This is a genomic window from Devosia lacusdianchii (assembly GCF_022429625.1).
GTDB lineage: Bacteria > Pseudomonadota > Alphaproteobacteria > Rhizobiales > Devosiaceae > Devosia > Devosia lacusdianchii.
The window spans coordinates 1853470-1871552 of sequence record NZ_CP092483.1 but is presented as its reverse complement, the minus strand read 5'-3'; the positions used below and the strand labels follow the sequence as shown (position 1 = coordinate 1871552).

The following is an 18083-nucleotide window of genomic DNA, read 5'->3' as shown; positions in this document are numbered from 1 at the left end:
GAGTATTGAGGAGGAGCGCATGGCCGACATCCCGCATGACGCGAGCGACACCGTCCCGCCCGCCGAAATCGAGGATATGGAGCTCTACCACCCGCACAGCTGGTGGACGAAGTATGTCTTCTCGCAAGATGCCAAGGTCATCGCCGTGCAATACTCGGCGACGGCACTGGCCATCGGCGCTGTGGCGCTGGTCCTCTCCTGGCTGATCCGCCTGCAGCTCGGTTTTCCTGGTGTGTTCGAATTCATCGACGCCGAGCGCTACTACCAGATCATCACCATGCACGGCATGATCATGGTGGTGTACTTGCTGACTGCGCTGTTCCTGGGCGGTTTCGGCAATTACCTCATTCCGCTGATGGTGGGCGCCCGGGACATGGTCTTCCCCTACGCCAACATGCTCAGCTACTGGCTATACCTGCTTGCCGTGTTGCTGCTGGTGGTCAGCTTCTTCGTGCCGGGCGGTCCGACGGGCGCCGGCTGGACGCTCTATCCGCCGCAGGCGATCCTCTCCAATACGCCCGGGCAGCAATGGGGCATCATGCTGATGCTGGTGTCGCTGATCCTCTTCATCATCGGCTTCACCATGGGTGGGCTCAACTACACGGTGACGGTGCTGCAGGCCCGCACGCGCGGCATGACGCTGATGCGGTTGCCGCTGACGATCTGGGGTATCTTCGTTGCCACCATCATGGCGCTGCTCGCCTTTCCGGCGCTATTCGTGGCCTCGGTGATGATGTTGTTCGACAAGTATCTGGGCACCAGCTTCTTCATGCCGACGCTGGTCGAGATGGGCGAACAGCTGAGCTATGGCGGTGGCAGCCCGATCCTGTTTCAGCATCTGTTCTGGTTCTTCGGTCACCCCGAAGTCTACATCGTCGCCCTGCCCGCCTTCGGCATCGTGTCCGATCTCATCAGCACCCATGCCCGGCGCAACATCTTCGGTTATCGCATGATGGTGTGGGCCATTGTCGGCATCGGGGCGCTGAGTTTCATCGTGTGGGCGCACCACATGTATGTGAGCGGCATGAACCCCTATTTCGGGTTCTTCTTTGCCACGACGACGTTGATCATCGCGGTGCCAACGGCGATCAAGGTCTACAATTGGGTGCTGACGCTGTGGCGCGGCGACATCCATTTCAACCCGCCCATGCTGTTCGCCCTCGGCTTCATCGTCACCTTTGTCAATGGTGGGCTGTCGGGCCTGTTCCTGGGCAATGTGGTGGTCGACGTGCCGCTATCGGACACGATGTTCGTGGTGGCGCACTTTCACATGGTGATGGGTGTGGCGCCGATCCTGGTCATCTTCGGCGCCATCTACCATTGGTACCCCAAGGTCACCGGCCGGATGCTTGGCGACGCTATGGCCAAGTTCCACTTCTGGGTCACGTTCCTCGGCGCCTATCTCATCTTCTTCCCCATGCATTATCTGGGGCTGATGGGGGCGCCGCGGCGTTACTTCGAGTCTTCAGACATCCTGATCATGCCGCCCTCGGCCGCAACGCTGAACGCCTTTATCTCGGTCATGGCGTTCATCGTGGGCTTCGCGCAAATCGTCTTCGTGTTCAACCTCATCTGGAGCCTGCGCCACGGCAAGGAATCCGGACCCAATCCCTGGCGCGCCACGACGCTGGAATGGCAGACCCCGCAGACCCCGCCGGTGCACGGCAATTGGGGCGACACGCTGCCGATGGTCTATCGCTGGGCTTATGACTACAGCGTGCCTGGCGCCAAGGAGGATTTCATCCCCCAGAACGAGCCTGGCACCCTCACCAAGGGGGGCGCGGCATGAGCGCTATCCTGGGTTTCATTGCGGTCCTGACGCTTATCGCCGGCTGGTGGCTGTCGCGGCAGGGCCTGTTCGCCAAGCCGTGGCTGCAGGGCGATCAGGCCGGCGACGTGGTCCATTCCGGTGCCCCGCCCCACTCGTCGGCGCAGGTAGGTCTCGGCGTGTTCCTGGCGGTCGTTGGCTCGCTGTTCGCGCTGCTGATCACCGGCTATCTGCTGCGCGCGGAGGGGACGGATTGGCGAGCGATGCCCCTGCCCTGGATCGTCTGGCCCAATACCCTGACATTGCTGGGCACCAGCCTAGCGCTCGAATGGTCTCTGAGAGCGGCCAATCGCGGTGACCGCGCAACGGTGCAGACCGGCGTCCTAATCGCCAGCGGCGGCGCGCTATTGTTTCTGGCGGGCCAGTTCGCCGCCTGGCGCATGCTGGCCGCGAGCGGCAACTTCGTCAATTCCGGCCCGGCGGACAGCTTCTTTTATCTAATGACCGCGGCGCATGGTCTGCACGTCATCGGCGGCATGTTCGCACTCGCCCGTAGCTTCGAGCGGATCCGACGCGGCGAACACCGCGAGCGGATACGGGTCAGCGTCGAGCTGGCCGCTACCTACTGGCTGTTCATGCTGTTCGTCTGGGCGGTACTGCTGGCGGTCCTTTCGGGATCGGCCGCCGAGTTCCTCACCCTGTGCAGCCAGATTCTGACCCAGGGAGGCCTGCCATGAGCGATCCCGCAGTTCCGCAACGGGCGTCCGGCTGGAGCGGCATTGTTGCCGATTGGTCGTCCGACCAACGCTCGTTCAAGACGGCGTCCTGGGGCAAGGTGATGATGTGGGTGTTCCTGCTCAGCGACACCTTCATCTTCGGCTGCTTCCTGCTCTCTTACATGACGGCCCGAATGTCGACGACAGTGCCGTGGCCCAATGCCAGCGAGGTCTTCTCGCTGGAAATCGCCGGCAACCACATGCCGCTCCTGCTCATCGCCATCATGACTTTTGTGCTCATCACCTCGAGTGGCACCATGGCGATGGCAGTCAATTTCGGCTACCGCCGCGACCGCGCCAAGACCGCTATCCTGATGCTGCTGACCGCAGCGTTCGGGCTAATGTTCGTGGGCATGCAGGCCTTCGAGTGGAGCAAGTTGATCTCGGAGGGCGTGCGCCCGTGGGAAAATCCATGGGGCGCCCAGCAGTTCGGCGCTATCTTCTTCATGATCACCGGCTTTCACGGCACCCATGTCAGCATCGGCGTCATCTTCCTGCTGATCGTGGCCCGCAAGGTCTGGCGCGGCGACTTCGATACCGGGCGCCCTGGCTTCTTCACCTCCCGCAAGGGCCGCTACGAGATCGTCGAGATCATGGGCCTCTATTGGCACTTCGTCGATCTGGTGTGGGTCTTCATTTTCGCCTTGTTCTACCTGTGGTGAGCCAGATGAATCATACCGTGACAGACGCCGTACCGGTCGCAACGCATGACGAGAGCCAGCAGCATCCTATTCGCCTCTATCTGGTGGTCTGGGTGTGGCTGTTCGTCCTCAGCGTCGGCTCCTACATGGTGGATATCCTGCAATTCCAGGGCTTCCTGCGCTGGGGGCTGATCCTGGTGCTGATGGCGCTCAAGGCCGGACTGATCGTCTCGATCTTCATGCATATGCGCTGGGAGCGGCTGGCGCTGAGCTACGCCATCCTGGTGCCACCTGTGGTGATCCTGGTCTTCGTGGCGATGATGGCGCTGGAGGCCAACTACACTCAACTCACCCGAGTCTTGTTCCTCAACGCGGGGACGTGAGGCTCCGGGCCACGAGGTACCGGAGCCCCACAAATCACGTGGCCCTGCGCGAGCGCATGGCCCGCGCCGGGTTGGTACTGGGCGCGCGGCTGCGCACCTGCCGACCCGTCTGCGGCACGATGAGCTTGCGATAGAGATGCCAAGTGGCATGCCCAAGCACCGGCATGACGATGACAAGGCCGACGAAAAACGTTGCTATGCCCGCCGCCAGCAAGACCGCTACGATCAGGCCCCATAGCGCCACCGGCACGGGATTGGCCAGGGTCGCCTTGATCGAGGCTGCGATGGCGACACTGGGGCTGACGTGCCGATCAAGCATCAGTGGAAACGACACAACCGAGATAGAGAGAACCTCGATGGCGAACAGGAAGCCAATGAGGTTGCCGGCGACGATCAGCAGCCAGCCATTTGACGTGGTGAAGACCTCAGTGAACAACGCTGGCAACGAGGTTGGCGCAACGCCGCCAAACAGGCCCACGAACAAAACCTGTGCGGCAATGAGCCAAGTCACGAACAGAACGCCCAGAACCACGCCCACCGTCGCGATGGCGAGAAGGCCGGGCGATCGCAGGACCTCGAAACCATGGCTCCATGACGTGTCCAGCCCCAGCTCCTGGCGTCGGCTGATCTCGTAGAAGAACAGGGCCACGAAGGGGCCGAGCAGAGCGAAACCTGTCGCGAGCGGATAGAGCAGCGGCAATACGTTCTCACCCGACACCCAGAATGCCAGCACGGTCATCACGATCGGGTAGATGAACCCGGCCAAGACATAGTGCGACGGATGCGCCCAAAAATCCTCTAAGCCATGCCTTAGGGCATCTAACACATCGCTCGTACTGATCTTGCGAATTTCGGGGATTGCCATTTGCCCGGCGGCAGCGCCGGTATGCACGCGAGTTTGCAGCATGTCGTCCTCCCAAACACGCCATCAACTGGCGCCGGCTGCGTCTGTCGCAAGGACGAAGTGCTTGGCCACGCACTCGCGACCCACTGCCGGCACAATACTCCCAATCGGCGCCCCTGTCGCGAGTCGCATTCTCCAGGACGGCGCCACGGAAATAATTCGCGCACACACGTCGACCCAGCCTCACGCCGATCGTCTATAGTTTGAAACCTCAGGAGGAGAGCTGAGACATGGAACGACACTATGGCTGGGTCATCGTCGCCACCGGCGCGGTGATCACCTGCGTGGCGGCAGGCTCGATGTTCGCGCTGCCGGTCTACCTGCAGCCGATATCTGACGATACCGGCTGGTCGCGCGCCGGCATTTCGATGGCCATGACGGTCGGCTTCATCGTCATGGGCATTGGCGGATTCTTCTGGGGCACGCTCAGCGATCGTATCGGCGCCCGCCCCGTGGTGCTGATCGCCTCAGTGATGCTGGGGCTGGGCCTTGCCATCGCCAGCCGCGCGCCAAACCTGCTGGTCTTCCAGATCGCCTATGGCGGGCTGGTGGGTGGAGCCGGTGGCGCCTTCTTTGCCCCGCTGATGGCCACAACAATCGGCTGGTTCAACAAGCACCGCAGCCTGGCCGTATCGCTGGTCTCGATCGGCGGTGGCGTAGCGCCCATGGTAGTCACCCCATTCGCCAGCGTGCTCATCAGCATGTATGGCTGGCGGCCGGCCATGCTGATGATCGCCGCTGGCGCGACGCTTATCATCATTCCGATCACCTTCCTCATCCGCCGGGCTCCGGCCGCTTTGGCGGCTGCCGGGCCAAGCGACCAGCAGGTGGAGATGCCCTCACGGGCAAAATCGTCCGTTGGCGCCGTAATGCGCAAACCGCAGTTCATCGTCCTCGCGGCCGTGTTCTTCCTCTGCTGCGCCGCCCATTCCGGCCCGATCTTCCACACGGTGAGCTATGCCATGCTCTGCGGCGCCTCGGCGCTCGCGGCCGCCAGCATCTACAGCGTCGAGGGCGTCGCCGGCCTGTTCGGTCGCGTGATCTTCGGCGTTCTCGCCGATCGCTTAGGCGTCAAGCGCGTCATTATCGGCGGCCTGTTACTGCAGGCTGCCGGCATTTACACCTACATCTATGTTGGCGAACTGACCCAGTTCTACATGCTCGCCGCCGTGCTGGGCCTCGCCTATGGCGGTGTCATGCCACTCTATGCCGTGCTGGCGCGCGATTACTTCCCGGCCCACGTGATGGGTACGGTGCTGGGCGGCATCACCATGACCTCGGCCATCGGCATGGCCTTCGGCCCGGTCGGTGGCGGCTTTATCTTCGATACGTTTGGCGACTACCACTGGCTCTATGTCAGCTCTGCTGGCATCGGTATCGCCGCGGCCCTGGTCGCGCTGACATTCCCCAAGCCCGGTCAGTCGAGCGACGCCAAGCTGCAGCCGGCCTGACCAGACCAGCCGCAATAACCTCAGGTGGCGGCCGGGCTCGTCTCGGCCGCTTCGTCAGGCTCCGGGTCCGGTGCCTTGGCATAGGCGGCCGAGAGGTCCCGATACTGCCGCGAGTTGAGCGCCAGGATCGTCACGAGTACGCCAATCACCCCGGCAATCGTGAATACCAGTGCGATGCCGCGAGCTGGACCGGTGCCGAACCAGCTGCCAATCGTCATCGCTCCAGCGCCGTCGGTCATGAACGGAATGACGATGAACTGCGTCAGTGGGCCGATCAGGAAGGCCGTCAACGGCGACGCGGACTGTTCGATCGATTGAGCAAAGCCGAAGACGCGCCCCTGGCGTTCCATCGGCACAACCTTTTGCAGGGTCGTGTGCTCGGCGGCCTCGGCATAGGGCCCCAGCAGCATCCAGATGAAACATCCCCCCGCCAGCAGCCAGAACGAGGGCTGGATGGTGAAAATGCAGCATACCGACCAGGTGATGAGGTTGACGAGCAACAGCGTGCGCAGCGGGTTCTTGCCGAGCCCCGTCTTGGCGATGACCAGGCCGCTCAGAATGAAGGCCGTCGACAATATGCCGAATGTCAGGCCCCAGACCTGCACCGAGACCAGCGACAGGCCATAGGCGTCGAGCAGCGCCATGAAGACGCCGCCGAGGAAATTGTTGAAGGTGGCAAAGAAGATCAGCGCGAACAGCCCAGGCACCGCTGCGATGACGCGGATCGTGCCCTTGATGTCGACGGTCTTGGGTGCGGCCGGTTCGCCGGGCTCGGCCACGGCACGCTTCTCGTCGATCTGGACGAAGGTCAGGTGGGCGAAGACCAGCAGCGTCAGGATCAGAGCCATGATAAGCGTCGCCAGCATGCCGCCCCAGGCGACCAGGAAGCCGCTGATCACCGACGTGGTCAGAAACCCGATGCCGCCAACCATGCCAACCAGACCGTTCGCCTTGTCGCGGCGGTCCTCGGGAATGAGAATGGTCACCAGCGTCGGCAGGGCGATGGATCGGATATTGCCAGCGATAACGCCGAGCATGATCAGAAACACGAAAGTCCACAGATAAGGCCCGTACGGGTCGGTGAACGCCCCTTCCGGCTCCAGCCAGACCATGGCCAGCGACAGCGTGTAGAACACGACCGACGTGGCGCTCGAGCCGAGCATCGCCAGTTTCTTGGGGTTGTGGTCGACGATGCTACCGAACCAGAAGCCGAATGCCGCCGTGAATATCAGGTACACGCCGGCGATCATTCCCGTCGCGAACACAGATTGCGTCTCGATATAGACCCAGAAGGTCAGCGCGAACCAGACAGTGTAGTTCGTGATGTTGGCGACGAGATTGTTGCCAAGGATCTGATAGAACGGGTTTGTCATCGCGTCACCTGAGTGGTTCGCCGGCATGGAGACCATGCCCGCTATGGCAAGGGCGGAGTGGACTAGATCGTGGGCAGTCTTGGTCTGCTATGAGCGCCGCGCCGGCATCTTCTTGCCGCACAGGCAATTTCCAAGGACTGACTTTGAAAACCTCTGTAGGGGATATGTCAAGCTAGAACTTGGAATATTCCGATACCCGGAATAGATCCGAAAGCACTCCGCCCCTAGCGCTTCCGGGGCGGCGAGGCTAGCGGGGTATTGCCGAATGCTCAACCCGTCACGAGGGTCTCATCCGATCTCTTGCGGATAGGAATGGTGCTCATGGGCGATACGCCATTGTCCGTTCTGCTTGCGCAAGCCGACCGTCAAACGCAATCGCGTCTGCTCGATACCCAGTATGCCATGGGCGAATGCGACATCGTCTCCCGCGCTTATCTCGATCTCGATGAGATTGAACGAGTCCGGACCGCCCTTGCTATACTTAAAGAACAAGTCCCAGGTCTTGCGGTACGCGTCCATGCCACGACTTTGCAGCGGTACCGGTACATCGAACATCACCATGTCTTCGGTATGGTTGGCGAGGATACCATCCATGTCGATATCGCGCACCGCCTGCGCCCATGCCTCCAGCATCGATCGTATCTGGGTTTCATCGATCTGGCTCATTTCCATCTCCCGCGTCCATTTGGGCCAGGACGCGCGCGCCGGAGCCAAGCCGACATTTCGCGGTGAAATTATCGCGTTGGTGTCTCGGCGGTGATTGGGACCGATCAAGCCAGCGGCTTGCCGAAGCTCAGTCGGAACCTTCGCGCACGGTTTCCACCACGAGCGTCCCAGCTGGCAGTGGCGCCAGCAATTCGGCCTCGGGGCGGGTGAGAAACAGCCAATGCGCCCAATCCCTTGGATGCAGCACACAGACTTGTCGATCATGGATCGGCGCAATATCCGGTCCTGGTGCCGTTGTCAGCATGGTGAAGCTTAGTGCGCCGTCCTTGTCCTCGCTCCACAGCCCGGCAATGCCCATGACCGGCGAGTCCTTCAACACAAAGCGATGCTTGGTCTTGGGGTATTTGGTGCCAGTGAACTCGAAAAAGCCCGACAGCACGATCACGCAGCGGCGCGAGTCCGCAAAGTTGCGACCATCCGATTTGAAGTTGAAGATCGGTCCGGCCTTTGGCCGGGGCGGTGGAAAGCCGAAGCGCATCGCGATTAGTTCAACGCCGTTGCCGGCCGCGCGCAGTACCGGCCCGCTATCGCCAATACGAATATCGTCAGCGGCAATCAGGGCCGACGCATCAGCGTCAGAACCCGACAGCTCCAACGCCCGTATAGCCTTGGAATACTCGGCATGGCTGACATGCTGCTCGTAGTCGTTGCACATGCGCCGATGCAACCAGTTCAGCGACCGGCGGGCAAGTCCTCAATCGCGCGGACGGATCACAGACCCCAGAGGCGGGGCCAGTAGACATCGCTGTCGAAATCTTCGGGAATGGGAGACAGCCGGGAAATCGCCTGTGCGGCGAACTCGACCTGCAAGGCAAAGTGCCTGACATCGGCGGGCATGGGGTTGCCTGTGATGAATTCGCGCGTGCGCCACTCATCGAGCTTGATCGCGCGCAGACGGCGGCGGGCCTCAGCTTCGACATCCTCGACGAGCACCGTAACTGGCACAACATGGGGGGAGCGCCGTCCTGGCTCCGTCCACTCCCTGCTTTCCTCAATCACCGCGAAACGCACTTTGGTCCCCTGAACTGGCGCGCCGGCCATTCCGGCGCCGCCGATGTTCATCAGATTGTCATGTTCTCATTACCGAACCCGTAACGACGTCTCTTGGCAAGCAGTCGGGCCATGCTAGCTTTGCGGGCATGACCATCCTTTATGTCATGGCCGCTGAGGCCGAATACGGCCCGCACCTGCGCCGGCGCATCGATCCGCTGATGACCGGCGTCGGGCCGGTCGAAGCAGCCGTGGCGGTTACGCGCTCGCTGGCCGGCGCAAGCACCCTGCCCCGGCTGGTGGTGTCGCTGGGGTCCGCTGGCTCGCGCAGTCTTGAGCAATGCGGCGTCCACCAGGCCAGCGCTGTGTCCTATCGCGACATGGATGCCTCGGCTCTTGGTTTTGCGAAAGGACAGACACCCTTCCTCAACATGCCGCCAGTACTGCCGCTGACGACGATCGCCGGACTACCGACAGCGACCCTGTCGACCGGCGCCAATATCGTATCGGGCCGCGCCTATGACGGCATCGCGGCGGACATGGTCGATATGGAGACCTACGCTGTGCTGCGCGCCTGCCAGGCCTTTGGCGTGCCCTTGTTGGCATTGCGGGGCATTTCGGATGGGGCGTCGGAGCTCGGCCACGTCGACGACTGGACGCAGTACCTGCACATCATCGACGAAAAGCTTGCGGCCGCGGTCGATTTGGTGGAGGCAGCGGTAGCCGAAGGTCGGCTTTAGCGCTGCTGAGCAGCTTTCTTGTCGCGGCGCGCCCGGCTCCAGGTGCTCCACTTGCGCGTGCCGCGAACGATGGCGTTGTTCACCGGGCCCTGCAGGAATACGAGGTCCAGCGCCAGTAGCAGCAGGCCGAGCGGCAGCATCCAGATGCCGAGCACCGGCAAGAAGCTGAAAATACCGCCCAGGATCAGCAGAAAACCGAGCGGAATCCGTACCCAGCGCGCCTCCGGGCGGCGCAGCCGCTCGAGCATCCGAGCGGCAAAATTCGGGATGCGGCTCTGAAGGCGGTCGAACTGGCGGTTAAGTCGGGCGTGGCTCTTTGCCATGGCGGTCCCCTCGGATCGCGTGAACGTCAAAGCTGCATTTAGTGATGCGAGGTCGCCGGGCCAAGGTCTGCGGTGGTCACAATTGCGCGGGGCCCGCCCTTGAACTGGTGGCTGCCGCGTTGCAAGGAACTTTCTGGGGCAAAGCCGAGTTCACCAACGACAACAGTGAACGGAGCGTCGCCATGGCAACATCAGCAAGACGAGTTATCAAGCAGGTCGAGGATAGCGGCGAGGAGCTTTCGGGCAATATCGCGCAGCAGATTGCTTCCCTGCGCAAGGAGATTGCGGCGATCGCCGATGCCGTCAGCGACTATGGCGGGAGCAGCCTCGGCGACGTGCAGCACAACGCGCTGGCTCTTGCGAAGGAAGTTCGCCACCAAGGCACGGTCGTGGCGCGCCAGGTCGGCCGGCAGGCCAATGCGGCCAGCAAGGTCGTGCAGGAAAACCCGGTGCCGGTCATCGTCGCGCTTGGCACGATTGCCCTCATTTCCGCGCTAATCTTCAGCCGCGACTAGCATGTTGCGAAGGTTAGCGATTTGCTAACCTTCCGGGTCAGACTTTCCTTAAGTCTGTTGGGTCATTTTCGGTCTCAATTGCACAATTGCAACAGACCGGAGATGGCCCAATGCGTTTTTCGACCAAAGCGATGCTGCGCGCAGCCGCCCTTGTCGTTGCCGCCTCAAGCCTGGGTGGCTGCAGCTTCATGGGCCTCAACTTCGGCATGGCTCAGCTCAGCGAAAAAGAATGCCTGATGCGGGCCATGTATTTTGAGTCCAATCGCTCAAGCGCCGAAGGCATGCTGGCCGTTGGTACTGTGGTCATGAACCGGGTTGCCGACTCTCGCTATCCCAAATCGGTCTGCGGCGTGGTCGGTCAGAAGAACCAGTTCGCGCAGGGCGTGCTGACCAAGAAGATGACCGATAGCGGTGCCGTTCTCGCAGCGCAGGTTGCCGACCAGGTTTTGCGCGGCGCGCGGCATCCCGGCGTGCAGAATGCCCAGCATTTCCACACGGCCGGCCTGCGCTTCCCCTACAACAACATGTATTACGTGCTCGAAGCGGGCGGCAACGAGTTCTACGAGAAGCGGACTCCAGGAACGTTCTGAGCGCTACTTCGCCTGAACCAGCGCGCGGCTCAGGAAGAAGCCGTGCCCATCCTCGCGTGCGCAGGTCAGCCCGTTGCGGGCCGACAGGCACTGGAACGGTCCAAGCTCGACGATGTGATCGTATTGGAATGTCTGGCCGAGCGAACAGCAGCTCGGGTCGCCCACATCTTCGACCACATAGCCTTCGCCCGCCCCGCCTAGAATGGCGCGGACATAATCGGGCTCGACGCGGTCGCATTGGATTTCGGCCAGACCATTGTAGCTCTCATAGACCGATGTGCCGCCCTCAGGCGTGTAGATGCAGCCGATATTGCCCGAGGGCATGACGAACTCTACCTGCCCCTCGTCATTGCCGTAGAGCTGCTGGATCTCATAGGCCCTGGCGGGCACGCCGAAGAGCACGACAAGTGCGGCAACGCCGGCGATGAACACCGACCTCTGGATTGCGATACGACGATGACGAGCAGTGGTGAGCATGGCCAACCCTCAATGGCATTGCGATGAGGATTGCTTATCGGCCGTGCGCTGAACGGGCTCTGGGAGGCCCGTTCAGAATGCGTTTAGAAACCGTTCAGAAATCGCCGCCTATATCGAAGTCACCGCCGCCAAAATCGCCGCCGTCACCACCTGCATCGTAGTCGTCCGCGCCCTGATCGGCGCTGCTATCGGGCGAAGCTTCTTGGGCTTGGGCGCCACCCGTCAGCATGCCGGCGATAGCGCTACCGAGTAGCACGCCACCGGTAACGCCAAGCGCGGTCTGAGCTGCGCCGGCAAGAAAGCCGCCGCCCTGCCCGCGGCGATCTTCAAAATCCTGCTGACGATCCCATGGGCCGCGACTGCGTGCCGGCCGCCTTTGCGGTTCGTCATCGCCAAACAGGCCGCCGAGAAAACCACCACGCGGCTGCGCCTGGGCCTCGAGCTGCTCGATGCGCTCCTGCGCCTGCCGCAACGCCTGCTCCTGGATCAGGATGGTTTGTGCCATGTAGTAGGGCGCTGGCGGAAACTCGCGCAGCCGCTGCTGGATCAACGCCTCGGCATCGCGATCTCGCGAGGCGCTGTTGCGGGCGACATCTTCGATGCGGTCGAACAGGCCATCGATAGCCTCGCGGTCTTGTTGGTTCGGCATGGCTCCACTCCGTGCGCATTAGTCACCCAGTTGAAATGGTGGTGTGCGACAGGTGTTGCAATCCCGTTCGGCCAATTTGCTGGGCCTTAGGCATTTGTGCCGCGAAAAAGCCGTAAACTGGCCAAAACTTTGCCGGATGTCCCGGTGTAACGAAGTAGTGATCGGTAACTAAATCACCGCCGCCACAGGAAAAATCAAGATGAACACCAAGCTCCTCCTGCCACTCGTCGCCGTCTCGATGCTGGCCCTTGCTGCCTGCAGCAATCCGGAAACTCCGGCTGAGCCCGCAGCGACCACCGAGACCACGGCCCCGGCCGCTGAGACCCCGGCTGCTCCTGCTGCTGAGACCGCTCCGGCCGCCGCTGCCCCGGCTGCTGCCGCTCCGGGCGCTGCCGTGACGCCCGAGCAAGCGATGCAGGCTGTGCAAGCCCAGGCCGCCAACATGACCGAAGCGCAGAAGACCGAGACCATCGCCGCCGCCCGTAAGGCCGCTGAAGATGCCGGCAAGGCCCAAGGCCTCACCGCCGACCAGATCAAGCAGGCTGGCGACCTCGCCGAGCAGGCTGCCAAGCAGATGCTCGGCGTTCAGTAATCCTGGCGTCACGCCGGAACGACTTCAGTCCCGCAGCCCACAAGCTGCGGGACTATCTATTTGTACTGACCTTCAGCACGTAGCCGATGACGATGGCGACCGCTTCGTAGAGTTCAATAGGAATCGTCTCGTCGATCTCAATGCCGCTCAACGCTTCTGCCAGCACCGGGTTGGCCTCGATCACCACACCACTCTCCTCGGCTAGCGCAACGATCTGTTCGGCGACGAGCCCCCGCCCCTTAGCAACAACGCGTGGCGCGTCGCGGCTGCCCTTCTCGTACTGAAGGGCAACGGCTAGCGCGCGTTCTTTCGGCGAATCTGTCATGTGCGCGCATCCAGGAAATGACCGGAAGGCGCAGCCGCCGACACCGGGGGCTCCCCGCGACGCACGATGACGGCACCCGGCTTCAATCCCGCGCTCACAAGCGCCTCGCGCAGTTCACCAAGCCCGGCCTCCAACGCCTCGGACGTCGCGCTTTCCGTTGCCCAAAGCATGATGCCGGTGGCAGTGCCGCGCAGCGACACTTGCGCCCCGACCTCGCCCAGGTCGGGCAGGTTTAGTGCGAATCGCATCTGCCAGCCCCGCTCGCCGCTGTCGTCCGAGCTGCCCTGCTGGTCGCGGTGGATCTGAATTTGTAGAAGCGTCTGGTGCTGGCCCACCAGCATCGGCAGGTCCATGCTCCAGTCTCCACCAGTTCTGGCAGCGGCGTCCGGCAGCGAGGCATGCTGGTGCAAGCGCAGCCGGGAGAGTGCGGACTCCGTGCGTTCCAGCAATTGTTTGCCCACCTCGTCGGGCGCTGTCGCAGGGTCGATTGGCGGCGCATCCGCTGTCTTGGCGCGGGGCGCACTGCCGCGCATGGGCGGCGCAACATGGGTGGGCGGCGCGATGGGGGCCTGAGGGCCAAGCCAGGTCGTCAGTGTCTGTCGCAGTACCAGCAAGGCCGACTTCATGTCCGACTGCGCGGGGGAACTACCTCCTTGCGCCAGCGTGGCCTCCTGAAATACGCCGGATGTCTGCACCGCCCGCTGCAGCGTCGTCGCCTCGATCTTCCCATTCGGAGCGGCGAGCTGCCCCGCGAGTACCTGCTGGGCGGCGCGAGCCACCGGCTCTGGCAGCGCAACCTTGCCGGCAATGCTGGTCAGCGCGCTGGTCAGGCTGGTGATCGGCCCCTGCCGCGGGACCGAGGCTTGCACCATCTGTGCCAGCGCAGCCTGCGGGGTCGTCGGTAACGGCGCGGTATGCTGCCCGACCGGCGCGGGCTGAGCCAAGGGCGCAGCGGACTGCGGCGCCTGACCTATGAGGAGCGGCGAAGGCACTGTGCCGCCTGGCGCAGGCAAAACCTGGGCGGTCTGGGAATAGACCTGCGGCGTAGCCTGCGGTGCCCAGCCGGTCGGCGCAGGTTGCACGGGCATCGGCTGTGGCGAACCGGCTGCCAGCGTGCTTGGCGATACCGTGGCGGTAGGTGGCGACTGAGGCATCACCGCCATCTGTGGCTGTGGAGACGAGCTAGCCGGAAGCGGCAAGGGAGCAGTCGTGGCGCCTGGCAATTGCTGCGTCACTGGCACCGGGGGCGCCGATGAAGTAGCAGGCGATGGCGTTGCAAGTGCAGCTGGCGGTGGCGGCACTGATACCGAGGTCGTCAGCGGTGGCGGTGCGTTCGACAACGGTACCTGCGCAGGCGCCTGGGTGTGCGGCAATGGCAGGGTTACGGATTGTGCCGGAGCGGGCTGCGCAGCGGGCAGGCCAGTTGTGGTGGGCACTACAGCCGGGTGCAGGGCCAGGCGCAGTTGAGCGCCAGTGCCTTGCACTTCCATCTTCAGCGTCTCCCCCGCCTTGGCTAGTGTGGGCAGGATGAGGTTCAGCATCTGCCCGGCGATCTTCACCTGGGTGCCGCCATTGGGCGCGGGACCGATCACGGTCGCTTCGAGCGTTTGCCCGGCCTGCAAGGCGAGCGCTTGCAGAGCTCCCGAGCGGCCGGCGGTGACGATCTGGGGGAGCTGCGACGAAATCGACATGCCTAATCGGCCCTGGCCGCACCATGCGGCAGACTAGTCTAGCGCGTTCACAGCATCCGATGATTCTCGACCCTTTGGGAAACTTAACGTCAGCTAACCAAAGGGCAGCGTAATCCCAAGAAGATTGCTGAGCACATAGATGGCGCCCCAGAGCAGCGCCAGCATGACGCCCCAGACGATGACCACTGCGGCCAGCGCGCTGGCAAGGCCCAGCGCGATCCAGACCCCGTCCCGTTCCAGCACGCCGAGCGCCAGCACGCAGATGGTGAAGGCTGGCAGCATGTTGCCCAGGGGAATCGGCAGAAAGAGGATGATCGACAGCAGCAGACAGACGGCCCCGACGAGATACTCAGCCGGTGGTTTGGCGAGAAATTCGAAACGCGGACGCATCAGCCGCTCGGCCTTCGCCAGCCACGGCGCGGCCAGGTCCACGACCTTTTCGAAATCCACGCGCGACAGGGAACGATCGGTGATGATCTTGGGCAGCCAAGGCCGCCGGCCGATCATGAGCTGGAACGACAGGAAAATCAGCGGCGCGCCAAGCACAGCCGATACGCCAGGCGGCACTGGAATGGCATTGGGCACGGCAAAAATGAACATCAATGCCCCGATGGCACGGTGTTCGAGGGCGTGCAGCAAATCGGCGATCGATATGCGCTCGCGATGCTGCCCCTTGGCGATTGCGGTCAATATCTCGGATAGGCGATCTGCGCCTTCAGACGGCGGCACGTGGCCTAGGCTGATGGTCGGTTCTTCTTCGGCCATGCATTCGGTCCCGTTCTGTCGTTATGCTTTCCCTAGATAGGGCGACTAAGGCTCCGAGGCTACGCAAAGGAAAGTTATCAAAACCGATACGCGGCCGGTCACAGATTAGTCAGGACGGATATCGGTATAGTCCTTGGTGGCCGGCTTGCCCCGGAATGTTACCCAGAAAAAGTTGAGCGTGTAGGTCCCGGCGGTGCGGAAGACACCCTCCTTCTCAAGACGGCGCCCGGAGGTCTTCATCTTCAGGGCAAACGTCCATTTGACGCCGCCGACCTTGGACAAACGCACGGCAACGTCGGTGTCTTCACCAAAGAATTGGATTGAGCGATCGTAGCCGCCGACCTGCTGCCAGGCCGCCCGCTTGAAGACGAAATTGCCCCCCTGCACCACCGAGCCGACGCGCAGCACGAAGCGGTTCACGACATAGATCAGGTAGGTGAGGCCATAGAACATGCTCACCAGAAACCGGCTCCAGGCGCTCATGTCATAGTACACATAAGGGCCGCTCAGGCAGACCAGCTTGGGGTCACGCCCGAATTCGGAGAAGACCGTGTCGAGCCAGCCGGGCGGAACGATGGTGTCGCTGTCGATATTGGCGATCAGCTCAAAACCCTCGCTCGCGGCAAAGCCGGCATCGCGCGCATTGACCAGGCCCTTCTTGGGCTCGTCCACCACCCGCACTGTGGGAAAGCTGCGGGCGATTTCGCCGGTGCGATCGGTGGAGGCGTTATTGACCACGATGATCTCGGCATCGGCACCCGAGCGGGCGATTTCCGCCACCACAGATTCAAGGCACTTCCCGATTAGCGCCTCTTCGTTGTACGCCGGGATAACGAAAGCCAGTTTCATAGATGCCTCTTGCTGGGCCGGGGCATTTGCTCCCGTGTGCTGCAAATAGCGTCAACCCACCACGACGGCAACAGAGGCCATGGCTTTATTGTGTGTTTGCTGCGGCGTTTCCGCGCCCGCCGGCCTATACACGCAGCTTCTTGTTTGCCTTGATGTCTGCTAGATTTCGACAACTGCCAATTTGGTTCATCTCGCGTTCAAACAGTTATTGTCAAAAGCAGGGCATGATGAAAAACCACCTCTTCGCCCCCTTACTTGCTCTTGGACTGACCTGCTTTGTGCCCGCGGCCTTCGCGGCGGGTGAAGGGACTGCCGTCGGCGTCAAGCCGGACGCGCTGGCTCGCATCAACTCGCAGGATCGCATGCTCGTCGCAGGCACCGACGTTTCGGTGGGCGAGTTGATCGTCACCGGGCCGGCCGGCCAGGTGCAGGTGGTGTTTCAGGACAATACGCGACTGGTGGTCGGCCCGGGCAGTTCGCTGCTGATCGAAACCTATTTGATGGCCAGCAACAACACCGCTCAAAAGCTGGCGATCAATGCGCTGGGCGGCTCGTTCCGCTTCATCACCGGCAATAGCCCCAAGCCGGCCTATTCGATCACCACGCCCACCGCTGCGATCGCCGTGCGCGGAACGGAGTTTGACCTCATCGTCTCGAGAAGCGGCACTTATGTCATGCTCTATGAAGGCGCGCTCCAGATCTGCAACAGCGCCGGTGATTGCCAGCAGGTTGTTGATCGGTGCGATATCGGCGTGGCCTCGCCGCGAGATGCGATTCTGTATCAACGCAGTAATCCTGACCGGGCGGCGCTGAGCGAGGAATTCCGCTACGCCCGCGTCCAGGCACAATTGCTGCCGCCTTTCCGCGTCAGCGGCGTCAGCAACTGTGTGGGGGCACCCGTCGATCCCGGCCCGGCCCAATCGCTAAATTCGATGACCGGAGGCGGCCCGAACCAAACGTTCACCACCACCGGCAATGGAACGCCAACGACTGGCAACCAGCCACCTACGACCGGTGGGCCGACCGTTCCCTGACGTCAGCCGATATAGTCGCGCTTGCCGATCGGTACCCCGCTGTGGCGGAGGATCGCGTATGCGGTCGTCACGTGGAAGAAGAAGTTCGGCAGTGCCCGCTGCGTTAGATAGTCGAGGCCGGTCATCGGCACGTCCTTGCCGCCAAGTTGCAGCACGATCTCGCGCGTGTCGCCGCCTTCGAGATCTTCCGGTTTGATCGTGGCAAGCAGGTCGAGGGCCTTGTTGATGCGAGCACGCAGCTCGTCAAAGGTCTGTTCGGTGTCGGGCCACGCCGGAACCGGCTGACCAGCCAGTCGCGAAACGCAACCTTTGACGTGGTCGGTGGCGATCATGATCTGGCCGCGAAACGGGATCATGTCCGGTGACAGTCGGGCATTCGACAGCACCAGCGTGTCGAATTTGCGCGCCTCGGCATCGGCCTCGGCCTTGTCCATGATGGCGAGCAGGTTGGTGAGCATGCGCTTGAAGATCGGCACAGTCATGCCGTAAACGGAGATGGTCATCGCAATGGTACCTTGATT

General features: G+C 62.4%; 23 protein-coding genes. 10 read left to right on the top strand and 13 right to left on the bottom strand.

Features of this window, described 5'->3' with window-relative positions; translation table 11 throughout:
- Window positions 1-19 precede the first annotated feature (19 nt).
- Genes MF606_RS08985 through MF606_RS08970 form a run of 4 tightly spaced genes read left to right on the top strand, consistent with a single transcriptional unit; the run spans window position 20 to window position 3568 of the window.
- Window positions 20-1789, top strand: coding sequence for a cbb3-type cytochrome c oxidase subunit I (locus MF606_RS08985; RefSeq protein WP_240233454.1), 1770 nt, complete (start codon window positions 20-22; stop codon window positions 1787-1789).
- A complete protein-coding gene (locus tag MF606_RS08980) occupies window positions 1786-2505 on the top strand; it encodes a cytochrome c oxidase subunit 3 (RefSeq protein ID WP_240233453.1) in 720 nt (239 codons plus the stop codon). Before MF606_RS08985 ends, MF606_RS08980 begins: the two co-directional genes overlap by 4 nt.
- Window positions 2502-3206: a heme-copper oxidase subunit III family protein gene (locus MF606_RS08975; RefSeq protein ID WP_240233452.1), complete on the top strand. Its 705-nt coding sequence runs from the start codon at window positions 2502-2504 to the stop codon at window positions 3204-3206. Before MF606_RS08980 ends, MF606_RS08975 begins: the two co-directional genes overlap by 4 nt.
- A gap of 5 nt (window positions 3207-3211) precedes the next feature.
- Window positions 3212-3568, top strand: coding sequence for a cytochrome C oxidase subunit IV family protein (locus MF606_RS08970; protein ID WP_240233451.1), 357 nt, complete (start codon window positions 3212-3214; stop codon window positions 3566-3568).
- Window positions 3569-3602: 34 nt separating this feature from the next.
- On the opposite strand, the gene MF606_RS08965 is transcribed toward MF606_RS08970, so the two are convergent.
- Complete coding sequence (locus tag MF606_RS08965) at window positions 3603-4475, bottom strand: DUF2189 domain-containing protein (RefSeq protein ID WP_240233450.1); 873 nt, start codon at window positions 4473-4475, stop codon at window positions 3603-3605.
- A gap of 227 nt (window positions 4476-4702) precedes the next feature.
- On the opposite strand from MF606_RS08965, the gene MF606_RS08960 reads away from it, so the two are divergent.
- Window positions 4703-5923: an MFS transporter gene (locus MF606_RS08960; RefSeq protein WP_240233449.1), complete on the top strand. Its 1221-nt coding sequence runs from the start codon at window positions 4703-4705 to the stop codon at window positions 5921-5923.
- 20 nt (window positions 5924-5943) lie between these two features.
- Here MF606_RS08960 and MF606_RS08955 read toward each other — a convergent pair whose 3' ends face one another.
- From MF606_RS08955 to MF606_RS08940, 4 genes are all read right to left on the bottom strand, one after another.
- Entirely contained in the window at window positions 5944-7296 is a 1353-nt protein-coding gene (locus MF606_RS08955) for an MFS transporter (protein ID WP_240233448.1), read from the bottom strand.
- 288 nt (window positions 7297-7584) lie between these two features.
- Window positions 7585-7962 carry a YybH family protein gene (locus MF606_RS08950; RefSeq protein WP_240233447.1) on the bottom strand — a complete coding sequence of 126 codons (378 nt, stop codon included), beginning with the start codon at window positions 7960-7962 and terminating at the stop codon, window positions 7585-7587.
- A gap of 127 nt (window positions 7963-8089) precedes the next feature.
- Entirely contained in the window at window positions 8090-8677 is a 588-nt protein-coding gene (locus MF606_RS08945) for an SOS response-associated peptidase (protein ID WP_240233446.1), read from the bottom strand.
- Window positions 8678-8733: 56 nt separating this feature from the next.
- Window positions 8734-9084 carry a hypothetical protein gene (locus MF606_RS08940; RefSeq protein ID WP_240233445.1) on the bottom strand — a complete coding sequence of 117 codons (351 nt, stop codon included), beginning with the start codon at window positions 9082-9084 and terminating at the stop codon, window positions 8734-8736.
- 77 nt (window positions 9085-9161) lie between these two features.
- On the opposite strand from MF606_RS08940, the gene MF606_RS08935 reads away from it, so the two are divergent.
- Window positions 9162-9752, top strand: a complete 591-nt coding sequence (locus MF606_RS08935) for a 5'-methylthioadenosine/S-adenosylhomocysteine nucleosidase (RefSeq protein WP_240233444.1) — start codon at window positions 9162-9164, stop codon at window positions 9750-9752.
- On the opposite strand, the gene MF606_RS08930 is transcribed toward MF606_RS08935, so the two are convergent.
- Entirely contained in the window at window positions 9749-10075 is a 327-nt protein-coding gene (locus tag MF606_RS08930; RefSeq protein ID WP_240233443.1) for a hypothetical protein, read from the bottom strand. The two genes, MF606_RS08935 and MF606_RS08930, sit on opposite strands and share 4 nt — an antisense overlap.
- A gap of 182 nt (window positions 10076-10257) precedes the next feature.
- Between MF606_RS08930 and MF606_RS08925 the strand changes: the two genes are divergently transcribed.
- Together MF606_RS08925 and MF606_RS08920 are read left to right on the top strand one after the other, a co-directional pair.
- Window positions 10258-10590, top strand: coding sequence for a hypothetical protein (locus MF606_RS08925; RefSeq protein WP_240233442.1), 333 nt, complete (start codon window positions 10258-10260; stop codon window positions 10588-10590).
- 110 nt (window positions 10591-10700) lie between these two features.
- Window positions 10701-11180 (top strand): cell wall hydrolase, encoded by a 480-nt coding sequence (locus MF606_RS08920; protein ID WP_420842247.1) that lies wholly within the window; start codon window positions 10701-10703, stop codon window positions 11178-11180.
- Between the two features lie 3 nt (window positions 11181-11183).
- Here MF606_RS08920 and MF606_RS08915 read toward each other — a convergent pair whose 3' ends face one another.
- A complete protein-coding gene (locus MF606_RS08915) occupies window positions 11184-11657 on the bottom strand; it encodes a hypothetical protein (protein WP_240233441.1) in 474 nt (157 codons plus the stop codon).
- Window positions 11658-11751: 94 nt separating this feature from the next.
- Window positions 11752-12306, bottom strand: a complete 555-nt coding sequence (locus MF606_RS08910) for a DUF2076 domain-containing protein (RefSeq protein WP_240233440.1) — start codon at window positions 12304-12306, stop codon at window positions 11752-11754.
- A gap of 199 nt (window positions 12307-12505) precedes the next feature.
- Here MF606_RS08910 and MF606_RS08905 point away from each other — a divergent pair, with 199 nt between their 5' ends.
- A complete protein-coding gene (locus tag MF606_RS08905) occupies window positions 12506-12898 on the top strand; it encodes a hypothetical protein (RefSeq protein ID WP_240233439.1) in 393 nt (130 codons plus the stop codon).
- Window positions 12899-12950: 52 nt separating this feature from the next.
- On the opposite strand, the gene MF606_RS08900 is transcribed toward MF606_RS08905, so the two are convergent.
- The 4 genes from MF606_RS08900 to MF606_RS08885 form a co-directional block, all read right to left on the bottom strand.
- Window positions 12951-13223 (bottom strand): EscU/YscU/HrcU family type III secretion system export apparatus switch protein, encoded by a 273-nt coding sequence (locus MF606_RS08900; RefSeq protein WP_240233438.1) that lies wholly within the window; start codon window positions 13221-13223, stop codon window positions 12951-12953.
- A complete protein-coding gene (fliK, locus tag MF606_RS08895) occupies window positions 13220-14914 on the bottom strand; it encodes a flagellar hook-length control protein FliK (RefSeq protein ID WP_240233437.1) in 1695 nt (564 codons plus the stop codon). Before fliK ends, MF606_RS08900 begins: the two co-directional genes overlap by 4 nt.
- A gap of 93 nt (window positions 14915-15007) precedes the next feature.
- Window positions 15008-15679, bottom strand: coding sequence for an exopolysaccharide biosynthesis protein (locus MF606_RS08890; RefSeq protein WP_240233436.1), 672 nt, complete (start codon window positions 15677-15679; stop codon window positions 15008-15010).
- 105 nt (window positions 15680-15784) lie between these two features.
- Window positions 15785-16528 (bottom strand): glycosyltransferase family 2 protein, encoded by a 744-nt coding sequence (locus tag MF606_RS08885; RefSeq protein ID WP_240233435.1) that lies wholly within the window; start codon window positions 16526-16528, stop codon window positions 15785-15787.
- 92 nt (window positions 16529-16620) lie between these two features.
- Here MF606_RS08885 and MF606_RS08880 point away from each other — a divergent pair, with 92 nt between their 5' ends.
- Window positions 16621-17562, top strand: coding sequence for a FecR family protein (locus tag MF606_RS08880; protein WP_240233434.1), 942 nt, complete (start codon window positions 16621-16623; stop codon window positions 17560-17562).
- Window positions 17563-17564: 2 nt separating this feature from the next.
- On the opposite strand, the gene MF606_RS08875 is transcribed toward MF606_RS08880, so the two are convergent.
- Complete coding sequence (locus MF606_RS08875) at window positions 17565-18065, bottom strand: DUF1993 domain-containing protein (RefSeq protein ID WP_240233433.1); 501 nt, start codon at window positions 18063-18065, stop codon at window positions 17565-17567.
- Window positions 18066-18083 lie beyond the last annotated feature (18 nt).